The sequence below is a fragment of the Arcobacter suis CECT 7833 genome, from assembly GCF_003544815.1.
GTDB classification, from domain to species: Bacteria; Campylobacterota; Campylobacteria; order Campylobacterales; family Arcobacteraceae; genus Aliarcobacter; species Aliarcobacter suis.
In genome coordinates, this window is sequence record NZ_CP032100.1 from 1,929,931 (window position 1) to 1,948,200 (window position 18,270).

The following is an 18,270-nucleotide window of genomic DNA, read 5'->3' on the forward strand; positions in this document are numbered from 1 at the left end:
CAACCTCTATTTTAAAGAATTTAAATATGCAATTAATGCAACTATTTCAGGAATTTGACCTTTTTCAACATCAGCTTTAATAGCTTCATTTTTCATTCCAGCAGCAATTGCTTTTGCATCTTCTTTTGCTTTTGCAATTGCAGTTTCATAATCACCAAGTTCTACATCAATTTTTCCATCACCATCTAAATCTTGATCATATGGTGTAGCAAATACTGTTTTAACTGTATAAGCTTCTGCATATGCTGTATCTAAATCAGCTTTGTTAGTAAATTGGTGTTTATATGCTGGCATAATACTTCCAGGAACAACCGCTGAAGGTTCATACATATGGTTTTCATGCCAATCTGTAGTTCTATAATTTCCAACTCTCATTAAGTCTGGTCCAGTTCTTTTTGATCCCCATAAGAATGGTCTATCATAAGCAAATTCTCCAGATAATGAATACATACCATATCTATCAGTTTCAGCTTTAAACGGTCTAATTAATTGAGAGTGACAAGCATTACAAGAATCTTTTATATAAACTTGTCTTCCTGCTAATTCTAAAACACTATATGGTTTTGTACCAACGCTTGGTCTACTTTGTTTTGCAAAATCTGGAATAACTTCAACGATACCTGCAAATGCAATAAATATAAATACTAGTACCGCAAAGAAAAACGGTCTTTGTTCAAACCAATGAAACATAATTTCTCCTTTTCTTACGCAGCTACTGGTGTAGCATTTACTGGTTCTTTATCAAGTACTCTTCCACATCTAATAGTTTTATAAATATTATATGCGAACATAAAGAATCCAATTAGGTATAATAACCCACCAACTGCTCTAATTGTATAGTATGGATGTAATACAGTTACTGTATCAATAAATGAATATACTAAAGAACCATATTCATCATATGCTCTCCACATCATACCTTGTGTAATACCTGCAATCCACATAGAAGTAAAGTATAAAACGATACCTGTAGTTTGTAACCAGAATTGTGTATCCATTAATGATTTAGAGTAAATTTCTCTTTTATACATTCTTGGAACCATATGGAACAATGCAGCCATAATCATAAATACAACCCATCCTAAAACACCATCATGTACGTGTCCTGGAATCCAGTCAGTAAAGTGTGCGATAGCATTTACAGATTTAATAGCTTGAATTGGTCCTTCAATTGTTGATAACATATAGAAAGTTGAAGCTAATACCATAAATTTGATTAGTGTATTTGTTTGTAATTGTTGCCACTCGCCCTTCATTGTTAAAAGCATATTAATAGCTGATCCCCATGATGGTAAAATTAAAACAACTGACATTACAGAACCCATAGTTTGCATCCAATCTGGAACAGTTGCATAAATAAGATGGTGTCCACCAGCCCATAAATAAACAAACAATAATCCCCAGAATGCTAAAATAGAAAGTTTATAAGAATAAACATTCTGTCCTGACTCTTTTGGTAAGAAATAATAAATCATAGCAATAATTGGTACAGTAAATACAAAGGCAACAGCATTGTGTCCATACCACCATTGAACTAGTGCATCATTTGTACCTGAATACATAGAAACAGAGTGAATCCATGAACCATAACCAGATACTAAAGCTGTTGGAACTTCCATATTATTGAATAAATATAACATTGCAACTGCGATAAATGTAGCAATGAAATACCATAATGAAATATAAAGAGTTCTTTCTCTTCTAATTCCAATTAATCCAAAAATTGAAATACCCCATAAAACCCACCATACAACAACTAAAATGTCTAATGGCCACTCTAACTCAGCATACTCTTTTGAAGTTGTAATACCCATAAAAAGTGTAACAACAGCTAAAAGAATTGTAATAAAATATAAAACAAAATGTATCTTAGCAATTGCCATTAAAAAAGGTGACTCTTTTAATGAAACTTTTAATACTCTTTGCGAAATATAATACCACGCTGCAAATACTCCACTTAGTGTAAAACCAAATGTAACACCATTTGTATGAATTGGTCTTAATCTACTAAATGTACCATATTCTCCAGCTAAATGATTTAACTGTGGAAACGCCAATTGAAACGCAAGTACAACACCGATAGTCATACCTATGATACCAAACAAAATTGCGACAATACTAAAAGCTTTTGCAACTGAGTAATCGTACTCAATTTGTGCACCGTTTTGCATCAATTTTCTCCTCTTAATTATATATAAGTATAATTGTAAAATTGCATTTACATTCTTGTTAGATGCAAATTAATTCAAACAATTCTTTACTTATGGTTTAGTTTATATGATTTTGGTGTTCATTTAGTGGTACATTAAATCTTTAATAAATATTAAAATCATCATCTATAAATCAAAAAAATTAACAGAAAGGTTACACTTTATTCTGCTTATTAATATATTTTGCTTCTGCTAACACATTAGTTAAATATAATGATAGGTGTTGCATCTTACTTATAGTTGTTTGATTCATTAAAGGAGTATTTATTTTAATATCATTCATTTTTTTTATCTGAAGATTAATTTTATTATATATTTCAATTAAATTTAAGAAATCAAATTCTTCAATAAATCTAAAATCTTTAAAACTGTAACCTTTTTCTTTCATATCAATAATTAAATATAATGCTAACATTTCTGGTATATAATAATTTTTACCATTATCAGAAAATAAATTCATTTTACTAATAAATCTTTTAACTATTACATCATAAAAATATAGTCTAGGTTCCATAACTATTGCTTTAATTATACTTTCTTTTGAACTTTTATCAATTATGATTTTATATATTTCTTCTATCGTAAATATATGCTTTAATAAAGAACTCTCGAGTTCTTTTAACTTTGTATATATTAAATTTTGTTCTTCATTTGTCATATAACAACTATATCCGAAATCTATTTTATTATCTTCACTTTGAATATATTCACGAATAAGCTTTAAACAAAATATTAGTATAACTTCTACTTTTAAGTCTTTTAATGTTTTTCCTGTTGTCATTAAATAAAATTGTAAATTACTTTTAATATTATTTATTCTCATTTTATCTTCCTTAATAAAATATATAATATTGCACGCTAACTAAAAATTTAGATATTTTATTTACAATTGGTGTTCTTATAGTGGCTTATTCATTTTCTTGAAGATTTAATATTTAATTTAGCATCATTTTGAGTTTCTTGATGTTGTTGTACTGATTTTTATAATTTTTCTATAGGTTTAATTAGATGTATAATAAATGAGCATTTAATACTATCAATTATGTAGGTCTTAGAACAACTTTTGACCGTGCATATAAAATATTAGTTAACATAATCTGAACAGTAATAAACACTGAAAAACAAGCCTTCTTTTTTATTTATAAAAGCATTTTCATTTTTATTGTATATATAATTCAACTCTTTTGAAACTAATCTATCTTTACAAACTACAAGTTTTCCATCAAAAAAATCTTTTATTACTATTTCATTATTTTTCTTTATCCAAAATATTAATCCTATACACAATAAAATAACAGACAAAAAAACTATAAAAAAGTTGTTTTTACTACTTTTTTTTTCTTTTTTTGAATTAGTATTTTTATTTATTGATTTATTATTTCTTTTTTTATTTGGTATTATATTTGAATCAATTTGAAAAGATTTATTTTCCAATTTTTCTCCTGAAAAAATAAAAGTAAGTTAAAATATTCCCAGAATATTAGGTTTTTAATTATAATAACTTTATTAAAACAAAAGATATTTTTCACATTTAAATATCTATCTCTATTTTTTGTAAACCTTAGTTATGATACAAATTGTAAAAAATGAATAAAAAAGGATAACTTTGGAAAAATTACATAAGTGCTCAGTTTGTCATAAAAATTTCAAAAGTAATGAGATTATTCATTCTGATATTATTCGAGAAGGAATTTCTAAACTAATACAAAAAGATATTACAGATTGGAATGAATCATCAGAAATTTGTAGAGATGATTTGCATTTTTATCAAAATAAATATGTTCATATGTTACTTGAATCAGAAAAAGGTGAATTAAGTACTCTTGAACATCAAGTATTAGAAACTATGCAACAGCACGAACTTATTTCGATAACTTCAGCTGATACAGCATCAGATCATGAATGGACATTAGGAGAGAGAGTTGCTGATAAAATTGCAACATTTGGTGGAAGTTGGGCATTTATGGGATTTTTTGCTGGATTCTTAGTTGTTTGGATAACTATTAATTCTGTGGCTGTATATTGGAAACCTGCCGATCCATATCCATTTATTTTATTAAATTTATTACTTTCTTGTCTTGCTGCAATTCAAGCACCAATAATTATGATGAGTCAAAATAGACAAGAAGCAAAAGATAGATTAAGGTCACAATACGATTATCAAGTTAATTTGAAAGCAGAACTTGAGATTAGACAACTTCATGAAAAAATGGATCATCTTCTTTCACATCAATGGGAAAGATTAGCTCAAATTCAAGGAATTCAAATTGACCTTTTAGAAGAGTTACGACGAAAAACAAAATAATTTAACTCTACATCTGCATTAGTTGAGTTATAAATTTATATTTATAACTCAACTCTTCTAGTAACACCAAGTAATCTATCATGTGGAAATTTATAAAAACTTACAAATGATGGTGCAAGATTCTTCATACTGGCAAAAAATATCCAGATTGGATTTGTTGCAATAATTTCTTCTTGTCCATAAAATATAGTTTTTGCATCAATATTTTTACTTGCTAAAACATCTTCAACATCAAGCATTTCCATATATCCAACTTTTATATTTAACAGTTCTATTCCTTCTTGAATTACTTCTAATTCTGAACTAATACCATGTGGTTCGTTCATTGTTTTAACTGTCGCAATAATATTACGCTCATATATAATATTATTTTCAAACATTGTTTTTGCTATATATGTTGGTATTGTGTCTTGTCTTCTTGCAAAAAACATCCCTACTCCTGAGATAGGATTTGTTTGTTTATAAGTTTTTTTAAATTGTTCTAAAAATTCATCTTTTGATACAATTTTTAAAGCTTGATATAATTTCTCTTGTCCTTTTGTATATATTAAAACTATTGTCAAAGGAACCATACTCATAATTAATGACCAATATCCACCATGTGGGATTTTAAGCGTACAAGATATAAAAAATATACCACTTACAATAAGTGATAATATGGCAAAAGCTGTTTTAATATAATTTTCTTGTTTTAGAAAAATAATAATCATTAAAAGAGCAGTAAGTGTCATTGCTCCAGAAACTGCAAGACCATAAGCTGATGCAAGTTTTGATGATTCTCTAAAAAGAAACAATGCACAAAGTACACACAATAATAAAGTCCAATTTACAACACCAATATATATTTGAGAACGAAGTTCATTTGAAGTATAGTTTACTTTCAAATGAGGAAAAATTTTTGTTGTCATTGCTTGATATAAAACTGAAAAGATACCACTAATCATGGCTTGAGATGCAATAATTGTTGCTAATATTGCTAATATTACAAAACCTACATATATGTTTGGAGATACTGATTTTATCATCTCAAACAATGGACTTGTTGCAGAAGCTGAATTTGCTATAACAAAAGCACCTTGTCCAAAATAACAAAGAGCTAAAGCAATAAAAACAAATAACCAACCTTTTAGTATAGGAAGCCTACCTAAATGTCCCATATCTGCATATAATGCCTCACCACCTGTTGCAACAAGTATTACATCTGCTAAAACAAGAAATGTTAAAAAAGGATTTTCAATTATAAAATTAATTGCATAAGTTGGAAAAAGAGCAAGAAGTACACTAGGATTTTGAATAGTGAAATATAAACCTACTCCACCTATTGTCAAAAACCAAATAATCATTATTGGACCAAATGCACTTGCTACTTTTTCTACACCTTTTTTTTGAACAATAAATAAACAAATTGCTATTAACGAAGCTATAATTAAAAGTACTTCCCGAGATGTTCCTTCAAAACCTGGAATCAAAGCTATTCCTTCAACAGCACTTAGAATACTAATTGCAGGAGTAATTACCGCATCACCAATCATCAAAGAAAAACCAATAAAACTTAAAATTGTTATTATGGCTATTTGTTTTGCATTTTTTATTTTACTAAGTATTATTTGTAATAAAACTATCGTACCACCTTCTCCTCTTTTTGAAAGACTTGTAGCTAACCAAGCATATTGAATCGTTACAAGAATCGTAAGTGTCCATATAAAAAGTGACAATAATCCAAAAATATTTTCAACAGTTGGCATTGCAACCAAAAAAACTACAGCAAATGTATATATTGGACTTGTTCCAATATCTCCATATACAACACCTAGTGCTTTGATAACCATAAACTCTTTTTTTTAAAATTCAATAAATGAATTGGTTTTATTCATAAAAATAACCTTCGTTTTGAAATAATATTACGAGTATATATTGTTTGGCATAGGTAAAATATAAATAAAGATTGATATATATAAAGATTTTATAAAGAGATTATTTCAAATTCGAGAATTTACTAAGCATCTAGAGTTGAAGGTGCTATAATTCACCAACAATAAAACAAGGAATCAAATGGCTACGAAAGCAACAATACACAAAGCACTTTTAAACATAGCAAATATGGATACAAACTACTACAATGAACATAATTTAACCCTTGCACTACATCCATCTGAGACAGAGCTACGATTAATGGCACGAGTTGTTGCATTTATTTTAAATGCTAATGAGGATTTAGTTTTTTGTAAAGGAATATCAGAAGATGATGAACCTGATTTATGGGAAAAAGATTTAGATGGAAGTATCAAATTATGGATTGATTTAGGGCAACCAGATGAAAAACGAATTAAAAAAGCTTGTGGGCGTTCAGATAAAGTTATTATTTATACCTACCAAGAAAATATGGCTTCACCTTGGTTTAAACAATTAGAAAATAGTATTAACCGATTTAAAAATCTATCAGTAATTCATCTTGATTTTGAAGATGATATAGAAGAGTTAGTAAAAAGAAGTATGGTTTTACAATGCAATATTAGCGATGAAGAACTTACTTTAATTAAAGATGACAAAAGTGTGATAATTAGCCAAAAAATATGGAAATAAGATAATTTATCTTATTTCTATTTTATAAATCTTTTTTCTATTTCTTCATTGCTTAGTTCAAGATTATTTTCATTTAAAAAACCATAAAAATAACTTTCATTACCAATTAATATCTCAATTACTAAAATATTTTTATCTGGATAATTTTCAACAAATTTTTCAACTGCTTCACTAGCAGAAGTTTTCCAGTATTTTTCAAGTTCATCATTATTTCCAACATCACAAAATAAACAATCTTCACATAATGAAAACAGGTACTTTCCAGCACCTTCATATATCTCAAAAGAGTTATCTTCATTGTCTAATTTTTCATTTGTAAAAGGACAATATAAACTGAATTTTCTCATTTCTTTTGGTTTTATTACAACTTTATTCACTATTTATCCTTTTTTATAAACTTTTATATATATTAATTAATTCATTTTTATCAATTTTATGATTCGAATTATATGGGAATTTTTCTAGAACTACTATATCAGAAGGTACCATATAATAAGGAAGTACAACTGATATTTCTTCTTTTAAATCATTGATATTAATATTTTTGTTAGAAATTATAAAAGTGATTAATTTTACAACTTCAGAACCTCTTTTTAAAGGAATAGTTATAGCTTCATTTACTTCTTTGTTGTTAGTAAACTCTTTATCTATTTCACCTAATTCAATTCTAAAGCCATGAAGTTTTATTAATTCATCTTTTCTATTTGCAAAAAACAACATATTATCTTCAAAATATCCGAAATCGCCAGTTCTAAAACTTCTTTTTTCATATTTTGATTCAAACTTTTGTTTGTTTAATTCTTCATTTTTAAAATATCCAATAGAAACATTATCTCCAACAATTTCTATTTCTCCAACATTTTCGCTATCAATATCTAACAGATTTATTGTTGTATTCTCTTTTACATACCCAACTGGTAAACTTTTAGAATACTTCTCAACTATTTCAGGAGTAATTTCTATTAATGTTGTAGCAACAGTAGCTTCTGTGGGACCATAAGTATTAAGAACCTTAGAATCTGGGAAGTTATTTTTAATTCTTTTTACAGTCATTGCAGGTAATACTTCTCCACAGAAAAGAAAAGTATTTAAACTTTTTATTTCATTGCTTACAAACTCACCTGAAAGTAAATATTTACTAATAAAAGATGGAGTTGAAACCCAAATATTACAAGCATATTTTTTTAATCTTTCAAAATATTCAATATGATTTTCTAAAAGCTCTCTACTATTTAAAACTATTGTTCCACCAAATAATAAAAATCCAACCAATTCATATACAGATAAATCAAAACTAAAAGGTGCTTGATTCATAAAAATATTTTCATTTGAGAATTTAAAATCTGATTCTAACCACTCTTTAAAGTCTAATATAGAATCTCTAGTAATTTGAACACCTTTTGGTTCTCCGGTACTTCCAGAAGTAAATATTATATAAATAATCGGGTCATCTAAATGATAATTTGTATTTAAATTATTTGTATTTATCTCTATTTTATCTTCAATAGTAGAAATCACAACTGCTGAACCCACAATATTTACTATTTTATTAAGTCTTTCTTTTGGATAAATAGTATCAACTGGAATATATGGTAAACCTAAACTCATACAAGCTGTCATACTAACTATAAATTTAGCTTCTTTATGTCCGTAAATAACTACGGGATGCCCTTTTGGAAGGTTATATTGAGAAAGTTCAATTTTCAGTTTTTCAACTTCAATTTTAAATTCATTCCAAGTTAAATCTTTATCACTAGCACTAATAGCCAGTTTTTCAGAATCTTTGTCACACTCAACAAAATCTAATAATTGTAAATCAAATCTCATATTGGAACTCTCCCACTAAAAAAATAAAGTGCTAATACTGCACCATTTAACATCAAAAATCGTTTTAAATTCAAAGCTATAATATTGGGAAAAATTGTAAAATAATCATATCCACCTTTTTTAACATATACAACATAAATATTGTGAATAGCTGAAAAAATTCCAAATAAAAATCCACTAAAAATAAAATACCACGTAAAACCATTCCACATTCCCATAAGTAAAAATGTAGCTATGATTGCAAGATTTTGAATTAATAATCTTCTTCCTTTTAAAATATTAAAATTATGTAAATATTTATATAAAGGTTTGAAGAAATAATCTGTCAACCAAGAACCTAAAGTAATATGAAATCTTCTCCAAAAGTCTTGTGGATTAGCAGCTAAATAAGGATGATTAAAGTTCATAGGAACAAATATTCCCATCATAATACTCAAACCAACAGCCATCGCACTATATCCAGCAAAATCAAAAAACAGATATGTAGTATAAGCATAAGCACTATTTACCATATCTAAAATCACTATACTATTTTCATCAATAGTTGAAAGCCAAAATTTATTTACAAATTCTGCAAAAATAAATTTAAATAAAACTCCAACGATTAAAATATCCCAGCCTTTTCCAATATTACTTAAAGTTAAATTTTCATAACCTTTTTGTAAATCTTCTTGAAATCGGTATGATCTATCAATTGGACCTGCTAATAATGTTGTTGGAAATAATAAAAATGAAGTAAACTCTATAAAAGATAATTTTCCATAATTATGACTATCTACTATTGCTTGAATAGTTCTAAATGTGATGTATGAAATACCAATAACTTTAAATATTGGGTCTATATCAAATTTATGTAATATCATAGGTAAAGCAATAATAATCATAGGAAAAAGTGTTTCTTGGTATTTATTTGAGACATAAATCCAATATACAACATAAACATAAATAAGAAAAAATAGAATTTTTTGCGCATGTGGTATAAAAAAAGATATATATAAAATAATTGATACAAATAATATCATTTTATAAGAGATAACTGTTTTTAAAATATTTTTAAAAACATGTAAAAATAAAATAAAGCCAAAAATCAAAATAAAAAAATCAAGTCCAGAAAAAGGTAACATATTTCCCATCAAAAAGCCTCATATACAAATTCTACAGTTGATTCAACCTCTTGTCCACTTAAATCATCTATGTTTTGATCAATTATAATAAATGAAAATCCAATAATCAATAACAAATATATTAAAAAAGTTCTAAAAAAATATTTCATTTTAATTTCCTTCTTTAGGCATAAAATGTTCAATAATTTTTTGATTAATTTTAACCCAACCTAATTCACCAGAATGAACAATATCAGTTAAAGTTCCTATTTCATAATCTTCTTTTTTATACGTCCACATATCTAAATATCCATAACTATTCTCTTGTATTTTAGATTTTATTGTTGTTATAATTGCTGTCATTTCATCCCTATTTTTTGCAAATACATAAGGATGTAAATCTTGCATTACAAAAAGTGGTTTAATTTTATAACTTTTTAATAATTCAAGTAATACTAATAAATCTTGATACTCTTGGTTTTTATCAAGTTCTGAAGGAACAATTATAGTGTAAGGAAAATCTCCTTTTGTAATTGAAGGTTCGATATGTTTTGTAAAATATTCATTACCAATTCCAAAACTATTATTTGTTGAAGGAGTTGCAATTTTATTTGCTTCTATTTTCAAACTTGCATAATCAAGCATTGGATTTTTATAAGTAACTATTGGAGGATTAATATCTCTATTGTCAAAACTTTTAATTAAAAACTTTTTTACTTCGTTATTCAAATAATCTTCTTCTAATTCATTAAAAGAGTATTCATAAATAAAATTTGGATTTTTAATATAAGTTATATTTTTTTTAACATAATTGTTAATCAGGATTTTATAACTATCATCTATTTCACTTTGAAAATAGAGTTTGTTCATCATTCCAGGATACATAAATTCTAAAAATTTAGGTATTGTTGTTCCATTATTATAACTTCCAGTAAACCAACTAGGAGATAAAAGAATCACAACTTTTCCATTTTCTTTTATAAGCTCACCATGATAAGCAGCTAATTGAGACATAATTGCAAAGGTTTGTTGACCTTCATTTCCTTGAATTCTTAATGGTAATTTTAAATCATTATTAAAATAATTTTGAGGTAAAAATTTTTGATTAGGATTTATTACTAATTCAGAAGAGCCAAATACTACTATTTTGCCACTTTCTAAATCATTTTGCAAACTAATAGTTTTTTGTAATGAATCTTGTAAAGGTTTAGCATAATAGTTTAAAATTTCATTTTTACTAACATAAAGTAGTGATATAACCACTACTAATGCAAAAACAAAAGAGAGAATGTTTATAAAAAGTTTATTCACTTACCCTACTTTTTATATAAGCAGCTAACTTATTTATACTATCAAAATTGCTTTCAATAATATCTCTAACATCAATTTTTATATTAAATTCTTCTTCTAACATCATTGCTAAATCAACTGTTCCCATACTATCAATCAAATTTGAAGTATATAAAGGTTCGTCATTTCCAACTTCTTTAAATATTATTTCTTCTACTAGTGGTTTTATTCTTTCAATTATATCCATTGTTTTTCCCTATTATTTTTTAAGTTTAGCATATAAAATCTTAATCTTCTGTTGCTTCATGAATAGCTTTTTTAGTTGAGTCGTAGGCTTTACCTGACGTATCTTTTGTAACTTCCCATGCATCTTTGCTATCTTTTTTAATTCCAGTCCAAGTTGCACACCCTTGAAATAAAATTATAAGAATAATTAATAAAGTAAATTTTATCATTACTTAATACTCCTAAAAAATTAAATTGCAAGTGAAGTTATAGCATAAATTTCATTAAGTATTTTGGAGATTCTATTAATATGATTTTAGATACAATTCCAAAAAAAATTTAGGACAAGTATGAGTGAACAAATAGAGACATCTTTATGCCATATTTCAAAATTTGCACCTTTTGATGATATCACGGGTGCTTCACATTTTCCAATATATAATACTGGAACTTTTGATTTAAAAAAACAAACTGGCGATAAGATTTATGATTACACAAGAAGTGACAATCCAACAAGAGAAGTTTTAGAAAATCTTTTCACTCATGTTGAAAATGGAGCTGGTTGTGTTTGTACACATACAGGAATTGCTTGTGTATCACTTTTATTTGAAACTGTTTTAAAAGCAAACTCTCACATACTTGTAGAAGCTGATTGTTACGGTGGAACATTTAGACTTTTAAAAATTTTTAAAGAAAAATACAATATTACTGTTCATTTTGCAAATTTTTTAGATTTTGAAATGTTAGAACATATTTTGACAATAAATCAAATTGATTTAGTTTTATGTGAAAGCCCAACAAATCCTGGACTTAAAATAATTGATTTAGAAGCTGTTGCAAATCTTTCTCACAAATATAATGCTTTATTTGCTGTTGATAATTCACTTGCTACTTTTATTTCTCAAAAACCGTTAGATTTAGGGGCTGATTTTTCTTTATTTTCAACTACTAAATATATTTCAGGTCATGGAAGTGTTGTGGCTGGTGCAATTGTTGCCGCAACAAAAGAGTTATCACAACAAATTCATTATTATGCAAATGCCCACGGAAGAAGTCAAAATCCAATGGATGTATTTTTAATAAGTCTTGGAATTCCAACTTTAAAAATTAGAATGATTGAACATGAAAAAAACTCTATTTTTATCGCAAAATATTTAGAAAAACAATCTTACATAAAAAGTGTAACTCATCCAGCATTAGAATCTCATCCTCAATATGAGTTAGCTAAAAAACAGATGAAATATATTCCTGGTGTTTTTTGTGTTGATTTTACAAGCGTTGAATTAGCTGAAAAATTTATAGAAAATACAAAAATATTTGGTGAAAAATGCTCTTTTGGAAGTCCTGATAGTAGAGTTGAAATTCCAGCAAAAATATCTCACGCATCTTTTTCAAAAGAAGAATTAGCTGCAATTGGAATAAGTGATAGTACAGTTAGATTTTCTATAGGATTAGAAAGTGTAGAAGATTTAATAAAAGATATAGAACAAGCTGTAAAGTAGAAAACAAAAAATGAAAGAAAGTATTTTTAATTTTATTCCTTGTGGTCAAACGCTACCTTTAAATAATATACACGCCGTTTCTGTATCAATGCCTTTTTTACAAGATGTGATAGATTATGAAGAACAAACACCACAAATTTTAGAAAAAATAAAAAGTGCATATCCAAGGTTTGTTATGCATCCATATTTGAAACTTCTTTCAATTCATATAAAAGAAAAATACAAGATAAGTGATGCTTATGAAGTAGTTTTATTAAGCTCACAAAAAGCTGTTGAAGTTGTAAGTAATAAATATTTTATTCATAATAAAATAGAAATAAATGAACCTTTTGGAGTTATTTTAGTTCAAAATGGAACCACGCAACTAAATAAAGTTTTAAAATTTATTCAACATGTTGGATATAACTTATCTTCAAGATTAGCAGAAGATTATTTATTTGAAGTAGGAATTTTAAAAGAAAAACATAAAGAAGAACTCGAAGATAAAACTCTTGCAAAAGAGATTTTAATTTCAAATTTAGCAATTGCTTATAATCAACCAACAAAAAACATCTGTTTAACTCCATCTGGAATGAATGCTGTTTATTGTGCCTTAAGAGGTTTAAAAACTATTCAAAATCAAAATGGAAAAAATAAATTAATCCAACTTGGTTGGTTATATCTTGATACTATGAATATAGTTGAACACTATTTTGAAGAAAATAAAATCTTTTATGATATAACTGATTTGGATTTACTTGAAGATTATCTAAAAATCAATGGTCATACTATTTCAGCTATTGTTACAGAAATCCCAACAAATCCCCTACTCCAAACTGTAGATTTACCTAGATTAAAAAATCTTTGTTTAAAATATAATATTGTTTTAGTAATAGATGCAACTTTTGCAACACCATTTAATCTAGACTTAAAACCTTACGCAGATATTTATGTGGAATCTTTAACAAAATTTGCTTGTGGTAATGCTGATATTTTGATGGGAACAATTATTTTAAATGAAAACTCTAAAATATCTATGATTTCCCAAGAATTCTTCAAACACGCAGATGAGCCATATATAAAAGATATTCAAAGATTAGCTTTCCAGATAAAAAACTATAAAAATAGAATAAAAACCATCTCAAAAAATACAAAAGCTTTAGTTGAATATTTCCAAAAAGCTTCATTTATTGATGAAATTTTTTATTGTTTAAGTTCTAAATATGCTTCAAATTATAAAAAACTAATGATTGATGAAAATTCTTTAACTGGAATAATCTCCGTTACTTTTAAAAAAGATTTCAAAGAAGTTTATGACAAACTAAATTTTGCAAAAGGACCAAGTCTTGGAACTGAATTTACACTTTTAATGCCATATACTTATTTAGCTCATTATGATTTAGTAACTTCAAAAGATGGAAATGATTTTTTAAAAAAGATTGGACTTCCAATAAATCTTCTTCGTATTTCTGTGGGAGTTGAAAATATAGAAGATATTATAAAAGAGTTTGAAAGATTAAATTAGCTTTAATATTTTAATTAAAAAATTAATTTATATCCTAAACCATATTCAGTAATCAAATATTTAGGATTCGCGCCTGTATCACCAATTTTTATTCTAATATTTTTGATGTGATAATCTAAACTTCTATCACTTTGAATAATAGATGATAAACATTTTAGTAAATCATCTCTTTTTATTACTCTGTTTTTATTTTCCATTAAATACTTCAAAATCTCAAATTCTGTTTTTGTTAATTTTAATATTTTATTTTCAAATGTAATTTCATTATTTGATAACTCAAAAATATTTTTATTTATTTTATCTGTAAATGCTGAAAAATTTTTTAGTTGAACCCAAATTCTAGCTTCAAGTTCTTCTGGATCAATTGGTTTTACCATATAATCATTTGCTCCAAGTTTAAAAGCTTGAAGTTTTGAGTTTTTGTCAGAATAAGCACTTATTACAATAACTGGAATATTTATTTTGTTTTTATTTAAAAATTTTAATACTTCAAAACCATTAAAATCAGGAAGATTTATATCAAGAAGAATCAAAGAATATTTTTCAAATTTTATATTAGATATTGCTGTAGTTACCGTATTTGCAATATTAATCTTAAAATCATACTCTTCCAAAAAATCTTTTATTAAAAATGCACTATTTTCATCGTCTTCAATTAATAAAATATTATATTCCATTATTATAGGTTCCTTGTATTTTACTCAGATTGCTCAGATTTTACTCTTATTTCCCTTATATTTATATTGTATTATTATAGACAATTTATAAGCTAAAGATATTTATATGTAAAATTATATATAGTATTATGATAAATAAATTAACATTATTTTCAAGGTTAAAAATGCGACAACTTTTATTTATTTTTATTATTTCTACTTTTTTATTTTCAAATGATTTAAAAACTGTATCAATACAATTAAAATGGAAACATCAATTTCAATTTGCTGGATTTTATATGGCAAAAGAGTTAGGTTTTTATAAAGATATTGGCTTAGATGTAGAACTTAAAGAATTTGATAAAAATATGCATATTGTAAATGAAGTAACTGAACTTAAAAGTGATTTTGGGATAGATGATTCCTCTTTAATTTATCATAAATTAAATGGAGCAAATGTAGTTGCACTTTTCCCTATATTTCAAACTTCTCCAATTACTTTGATTACCCAAGAAAAGTTTTCAACTATAGAATCTTTACAAAATAAAAATATAGAATTTTCAACAAATGAACTAGTAAATATTTCAATAAAAGCTATTTTTCAAGCACATAATATAGCCATTAAACCAATAACCCATTCTTTTTTTGTGGATAAATTTATTTCAAAAAAATCAGATGGAATGGTAGGATATATCTCAAATCAACCTTATTATTTGGACTTAAAAAATATAAAATATAATATATTTAATCCTAAAGAATTTGGTTTTGATTTTTATGGAGATATTATTTTTACTTCAAAAGAATTTGCAAAAAATAATCCAAAAATTGTGAGTGATTTTATAAAAGCAACTAAAAAAGGTTGGGAATATGCCTTTTCTAATATTCCAGAAACTGTAAATTTAATCTCTCAAAAGTATAACACTCAAAATAAAACAAAAGAATCTCTAATTTATGAAGCAAATATGCTAAAAGAACTGAGTGGTTTTGGAACAAATTTTGGGAAAATAGAAAAAGAAAGAATAAATGAAATTGAAAATATCATAGCTTTATTATTTCCACAAAAATATAAAAGTTCAAATTTAGATGATTTTATCTGGAATGAAAAAGAAGAATTAATAAATTATTACAAAAACAATTATCTAAAAAATCAAAAAGAATTTACAGTTTGTGTTCATGATAATCTTTTCCCAATAGATGGAATAAATCAAGGGAAATTAACAGGTATTTCTGGCAATATTTTAAATGATATTGCAAAACAATTTGACATAAAATTAAAACCTATTCAAGAAAAAGATTTTAATAGTACTTTCAAAAACATAATAGCTGGAAAATGTGATATTTTAACAATTACTGCCGAAGAATCTTACAAACAATATAAAGTTTTAAATAAAAGTGAGTTTTATTTAGATTCAAATCTAGTTATTATTACCAAAATTGACAAACCTTTTATGGAAGATAATCATTTTTTAGAAAATAAAAGATTTATTACTAGATATGATATATTTGAAAAATATCTACTAAATTTATATCCAAATATTGATATTAATGTTGATAACAATATAGAAAATGCTATTACAAAACTAGAAAATAATGCTGTTGATGGATATATTCTAGATAATATTACAGCTGATAATATTATTCAAAAGTTTGGTTATGGAAAATTTAAAATATCTGGTTTTTTAGGAAGCGAAAAACCAATTAGTGGTTCATTTGGTGTTATAAATACAAAACCTGAACTTTTAGAAATCATTAATTTAGGAATTAATTCTTTTAGCAAAAAAGAGTTAGATCAAATAAAAGAAAACTGGAAAGTTACAAGATATAGCACTATTATTGATAATAGTTTAGTTTGGAGAATTATTACTATTTTTATTATAGTTTTGATTTTTATTGTCTCTTTTACAATAGTTTTAAGACAACATAACAAAGAGTTAAATGAATGGCTAAATTCTACAATTGAAGGAATTGCAATTTTTGAAAATGGAAAACTAATTAAAGCAAATAAACAGTTTTTAGCTATTTTGAATTATGAAAGTTTTGATGAAATTTATGAAAAAACCCATTATGATTTTGTAGTTCCATGGGAACATCGTATTATAAAAAATAAATTAATTTCAAATCAAGAACCTTATGAAATAACTCTTATAAAAAAAGATGGTGAAAAATTTGATGCTTTAGTAAAAGGTCATAAAATAGAAGGTAAAAATATAAGAATAAGTACAATCATTGACATAAGTGAATTAAAAAATACCCAAAGAAAATTAAAAAAACTAAATGTAAATCTAGAACATAGAATCCATGAAGAGATAGAAAAAAATAAAAATCAACAAACTATGATGTTTCAACAATCAAAACTTGCAGAAATGGGATTAATTTTAAATATGATTGCCCACCAATGGAGACAACCTTTGAATAATATCTCTTTAATTGTAAATACAATCATTTTAAAACAAAAAAGAGAACGATTACTGCTTGAAGATTTAAATAAATTAAAAACTGATTTTCAAAAACAAATAACTTATCTTTCAAATACTATTGATGATTTTCAAAATTTCTTTAAACCTAAAAAAGACAAAGAACTTTTTAAAATAAAAGATATGGTAACAACAACCTATTCTTTAATACAACCTCTTTTTGATAAAAATCAAATCAAATTTAATATTGACATAGATTTAGAAACTATCTATTTTGGATATAAAAATGAGTTATCTCAAGTATTATTAAATATTTTAAATAATGCAAAAGATGCCTTACTCGAAAATAATATTACAAATAAGTTTATAAATATTTCTTTATCACAAGATGAAAATAATCTTATACTGAGTATAAAAGATAATGCAAATGGAGTAGATGAATCTATTCTTGGAAAGATTTTTGACCCATATTTTTCTACAAAAAGTAGCAAAAATGGTACAGGTCTAGGTTTATACATGGCAAAAATAATTATTACTGAACATTTTAACGGTGAAATAAATGCAAATAATATAAATGATGGGTTAGAAATAATTATACAACTTCCTAAAAAAACGGATATGGTTTAATAAAATAATATTATTCTTGGAATT

General features: G+C 25.7%; 18 protein-coding genes. 5 read left to right on the forward strand and 13 right to left on the reverse strand.

The annotated features are described in order from the left end of the window. Nucleotides 1-6: 6 nt before the first annotated feature. From ccoO to ASUIS_RS09980, 4 genes are all read right to left on the reverse strand, one after another. Complete coding sequence (gene ccoO, locus ASUIS_RS09965; RefSeq protein ID WP_118886985.1) at nt 7-690, reverse strand: cytochrome-c oxidase, cbb3-type subunit II; 684 nt, start codon at nt 688-690, stop codon at nt 7-9. A 14-nt stretch (nt 691-704) separates the two neighbouring features. Beyond that, nucleotides 705-2,171 carry a cytochrome-c oxidase, cbb3-type subunit I gene (ccoN, locus tag ASUIS_RS09970; protein ID WP_118886986.1) on the reverse strand — a complete coding sequence of 489 codons (1,467 nt, stop codon included), beginning with the start codon at nt 2,169-2,171 and terminating at the stop codon, nt 705-707. A 193-nt stretch (nt 2,172-2,364) separates the two neighbouring features. Beyond that, nucleotides 2,365-3,033 (reverse strand): hypothetical protein, encoded by a 669-nt coding sequence (locus tag ASUIS_RS09975; protein WP_118886987.1) that lies wholly within the window; start codon nt 3,031-3,033, stop codon nt 2,365-2,367. A 260-nt stretch (nt 3,034-3,293) separates the two neighbouring features. Continuing rightward, nucleotides 3,294-3,644, reverse strand: a complete 351-nt coding sequence (locus ASUIS_RS09980; protein WP_118886988.1) for a hypothetical protein — start codon at nt 3,642-3,644, stop codon at nt 3,294-3,296. A gap of 172 nt (nt 3,645-3,816) precedes the next feature. On the opposite strand from ASUIS_RS09980, the gene ASUIS_RS09985 reads away from it, so the two are divergent. Then, nucleotides 3,817-4,515 (forward strand): DUF1003 domain-containing protein, encoded by a 699-nt coding sequence (locus ASUIS_RS09985; RefSeq protein WP_204513395.1) that lies wholly within the window; start codon nt 3,817-3,819, stop codon nt 4,513-4,515. 41 nt (nt 4,516-4,556) lie between these two features. Here the strand turns inward: ASUIS_RS09985 and ASUIS_RS09990 are convergent, their stop codons facing one another. Next, nucleotides 4,557-6,344 carry a KUP/HAK/KT family potassium transporter gene (locus ASUIS_RS09990; protein ID WP_118886990.1) on the reverse strand — a complete coding sequence of 596 codons (1,788 nt, stop codon included), beginning with the start codon at nt 6,342-6,344 and terminating at the stop codon, nt 4,557-4,559. A gap of 223 nt (nt 6,345-6,567) precedes the next feature. Between ASUIS_RS09990 and ASUIS_RS09995 the strand changes: the two genes are divergently transcribed. Then, complete coding sequence (locus ASUIS_RS09995) at nt 6,568-7,098, forward strand: YaeQ family protein (RefSeq protein ID WP_118886991.1); 531 nt, start codon at nt 6,568-6,570, stop codon at nt 7,096-7,098. 17 nt (nt 7,099-7,115) lie between these two features. On the opposite strand, the gene ASUIS_RS10000 is transcribed toward ASUIS_RS09995, so the two are convergent. Genes ASUIS_RS10000 through ASUIS_RS13730 form a run of 7 tightly spaced genes read right to left on the reverse strand, consistent with a single transcriptional unit; the run spans nt 7,116 to nt 11,773 of the window. Beyond that, nucleotides 7,116-7,475: a hypothetical protein gene (locus tag ASUIS_RS10000; RefSeq protein ID WP_226799889.1), complete on the reverse strand. Its 360-nt coding sequence runs from the start codon at nt 7,473-7,475 to the stop codon at nt 7,116-7,118. A 13-nt stretch (nt 7,476-7,488) separates the two neighbouring features. Further along, nucleotides 7,489-8,925, reverse strand: a complete 1,437-nt coding sequence (locus ASUIS_RS10005; protein ID WP_118886992.1) for an AMP-binding protein — start codon at nt 8,923-8,925, stop codon at nt 7,489-7,491. Beyond that, nucleotides 8,922-10,058 carry an MBOAT family O-acyltransferase gene (locus tag ASUIS_RS10010; protein ID WP_118886993.1) on the reverse strand — a complete coding sequence of 379 codons (1,137 nt, stop codon included), beginning with the start codon at nt 10,056-10,058 and terminating at the stop codon, nt 8,922-8,924. The genes ASUIS_RS10005 and ASUIS_RS10010 overlap by 4 nt, the downstream gene beginning before the upstream one ends. Further along, on the reverse strand, nt 10,058-10,198 hold the full coding sequence (locus tag ASUIS_RS13725; protein WP_192894489.1) for a hypothetical protein: 141 nt from the start codon (nt 10,196-10,198) through the stop codon (nt 10,058-10,060). Before ASUIS_RS13725 ends, ASUIS_RS10010 begins: the two co-directional genes overlap by 1 nt. 1 nt (nt 10,199) lies before the next feature. Beyond that, nucleotides 10,200-11,339, reverse strand: a complete 1,140-nt coding sequence (locus ASUIS_RS10015) for a D-alanyl-lipoteichoic acid biosynthesis protein DltD (protein WP_118886994.1) — start codon at nt 11,337-11,339, stop codon at nt 10,200-10,202. Further along, nucleotides 11,332-11,565: an acyl carrier protein gene (locus ASUIS_RS10020; RefSeq protein ID WP_118886995.1), complete on the reverse strand. Its 234-nt coding sequence runs from the start codon at nt 11,563-11,565 to the stop codon at nt 11,332-11,334. Before ASUIS_RS10020 ends, ASUIS_RS10015 begins: the two co-directional genes overlap by 8 nt. Before the next feature lie 40 nt (nt 11,566-11,605). Further along, nucleotides 11,606-11,773, reverse strand: coding sequence for an entericidin EcnAB (locus ASUIS_RS13730; RefSeq protein ID WP_192894490.1), 168 nt, complete (start codon nt 11,771-11,773; stop codon nt 11,606-11,608). A gap of 120 nt (nt 11,774-11,893) precedes the next feature. Between ASUIS_RS13730 and ASUIS_RS10025 the strand changes: the two genes are divergently transcribed. After that, a complete protein-coding gene (locus ASUIS_RS10025) occupies nt 11,894-13,045 on the forward strand; it encodes a trans-sulfuration enzyme family protein (protein WP_118886996.1) in 1,152 nt (383 codons plus the stop codon). Between the two features lie 10 nt (nt 13,046-13,055). Continuing rightward, on the forward strand, nt 13,056-14,549 hold the full coding sequence (locus tag ASUIS_RS10030; protein ID WP_118886997.1) for a PLP-dependent transferase: 1,494 nt from the start codon (nt 13,056-13,058) through the stop codon (nt 14,547-14,549). 14 nt (nt 14,550-14,563) lie between these two features. Here the strand turns inward: ASUIS_RS10030 and ASUIS_RS10035 are convergent, their stop codons facing one another. Beyond that, the gene (locus tag ASUIS_RS10035; RefSeq protein ID WP_118886998.1) at nt 14,564-15,226 is read right to left on the reverse strand and encodes a response regulator transcription factor; all 663 of its coding nucleotides are present in this window, start codon (nt 15,224-15,226) and stop codon (nt 14,564-14,566) included. Between the two features lie 164 nt (nt 15,227-15,390). Here ASUIS_RS10035 and ASUIS_RS10040 point away from each other — a divergent pair, with 164 nt between their 5' ends. Beyond that, nucleotides 15,391-18,246, forward strand: coding sequence for an ABC transporter substrate-binding protein (locus ASUIS_RS10040; RefSeq protein WP_118886999.1), 2,856 nt, complete (start codon nt 15,391-15,393; stop codon nt 18,244-18,246). Nucleotides 18,247-18,270: the final 24 nt, after the last annotated feature.

What these genes read in the sequence shown, in the direction of transcription:
- ccoO (WP_118886985.1), bottom strand. Translation starts at nt 690, where the DNA reads ATGTTTCATTGGTTTGAACAAAGACCGTTTTTCTTTGCGGTACTAGTA.
- ccoN (WP_118886986.1), bottom strand. Translation starts at nt 2,171, where the DNA reads ATGCAAAACGGTGCACAAATTGAGTACGATTACTCAGTTGCAAAAGCT.
- ASUIS_RS09975 (WP_118886987.1), bottom strand. Translation starts at nt 3,033, where the DNA reads ATGAGAATAAATAATATTAAAAGTAATTTACAATTTTATTTAATGACA.
- ASUIS_RS09990 (WP_118886990.1), bottom strand. Translation starts at nt 6,344, where the DNA reads ATGGTTATCAAAGCACTAGGTGTTGTATATGGAGATATTGGAACAAGT.
- ASUIS_RS09995 (WP_118886991.1), top strand. Translation starts at nt 6,568, where the DNA reads ATGGCTACGAAAGCAACAATACACAAAGCACTTTTAAACATAGCAAAT.
- ASUIS_RS10005 (WP_118886992.1), bottom strand. Translation starts at nt 8,925, where the DNA reads ATGAGATTTGATTTACAATTATTAGATTTTGTTGAGTGTGACAAAGAT.
- ASUIS_RS10010 (WP_118886993.1), bottom strand. Translation starts at nt 10,058, where the DNA reads ATGGGAAATATGTTACCTTTTTCTGGACTTGATTTTTTTATTTTGATT.
- ASUIS_RS13725 (WP_192894489.1), bottom strand. Translation starts at nt 10,198, where the DNA reads ATGAAATATTTTTTTAGAACTTTTTTAATATATTTGTTATTGATTATT.
- ASUIS_RS10020 (WP_118886995.1), bottom strand. Translation starts at nt 11,565, where the DNA reads ATGGATATAATTGAAAGAATAAAACCACTAGTAGAAGAAATAATATTT.
- ASUIS_RS13730 (WP_192894490.1), bottom strand. Translation starts at nt 11,773, where the DNA reads ATGATAAAATTTACTTTATTAATTATTCTTATAATTTTATTTCAAGGG.
- ASUIS_RS10025 (WP_118886996.1), top strand. Translation starts at nt 11,894, where the DNA reads ATGAGTGAACAAATAGAGACATCTTTATGCCATATTTCAAAATTTGCA.
- ASUIS_RS10030 (WP_118886997.1), top strand. Translation starts at nt 13,056, where the DNA reads ATGAAAGAAAGTATTTTTAATTTTATTCCTTGTGGTCAAACGCTACCT.
- ASUIS_RS10035 (WP_118886998.1), bottom strand. Translation starts at nt 15,226, where the DNA reads ATGGAATATAATATTTTATTAATTGAAGACGATGAAAATAGTGCATTT.
- ASUIS_RS10040 (WP_118886999.1), top strand. Translation starts at nt 15,391, where the DNA reads ATGCGACAACTTTTATTTATTTTTATTATTTCTACTTTTTTATTTTCA.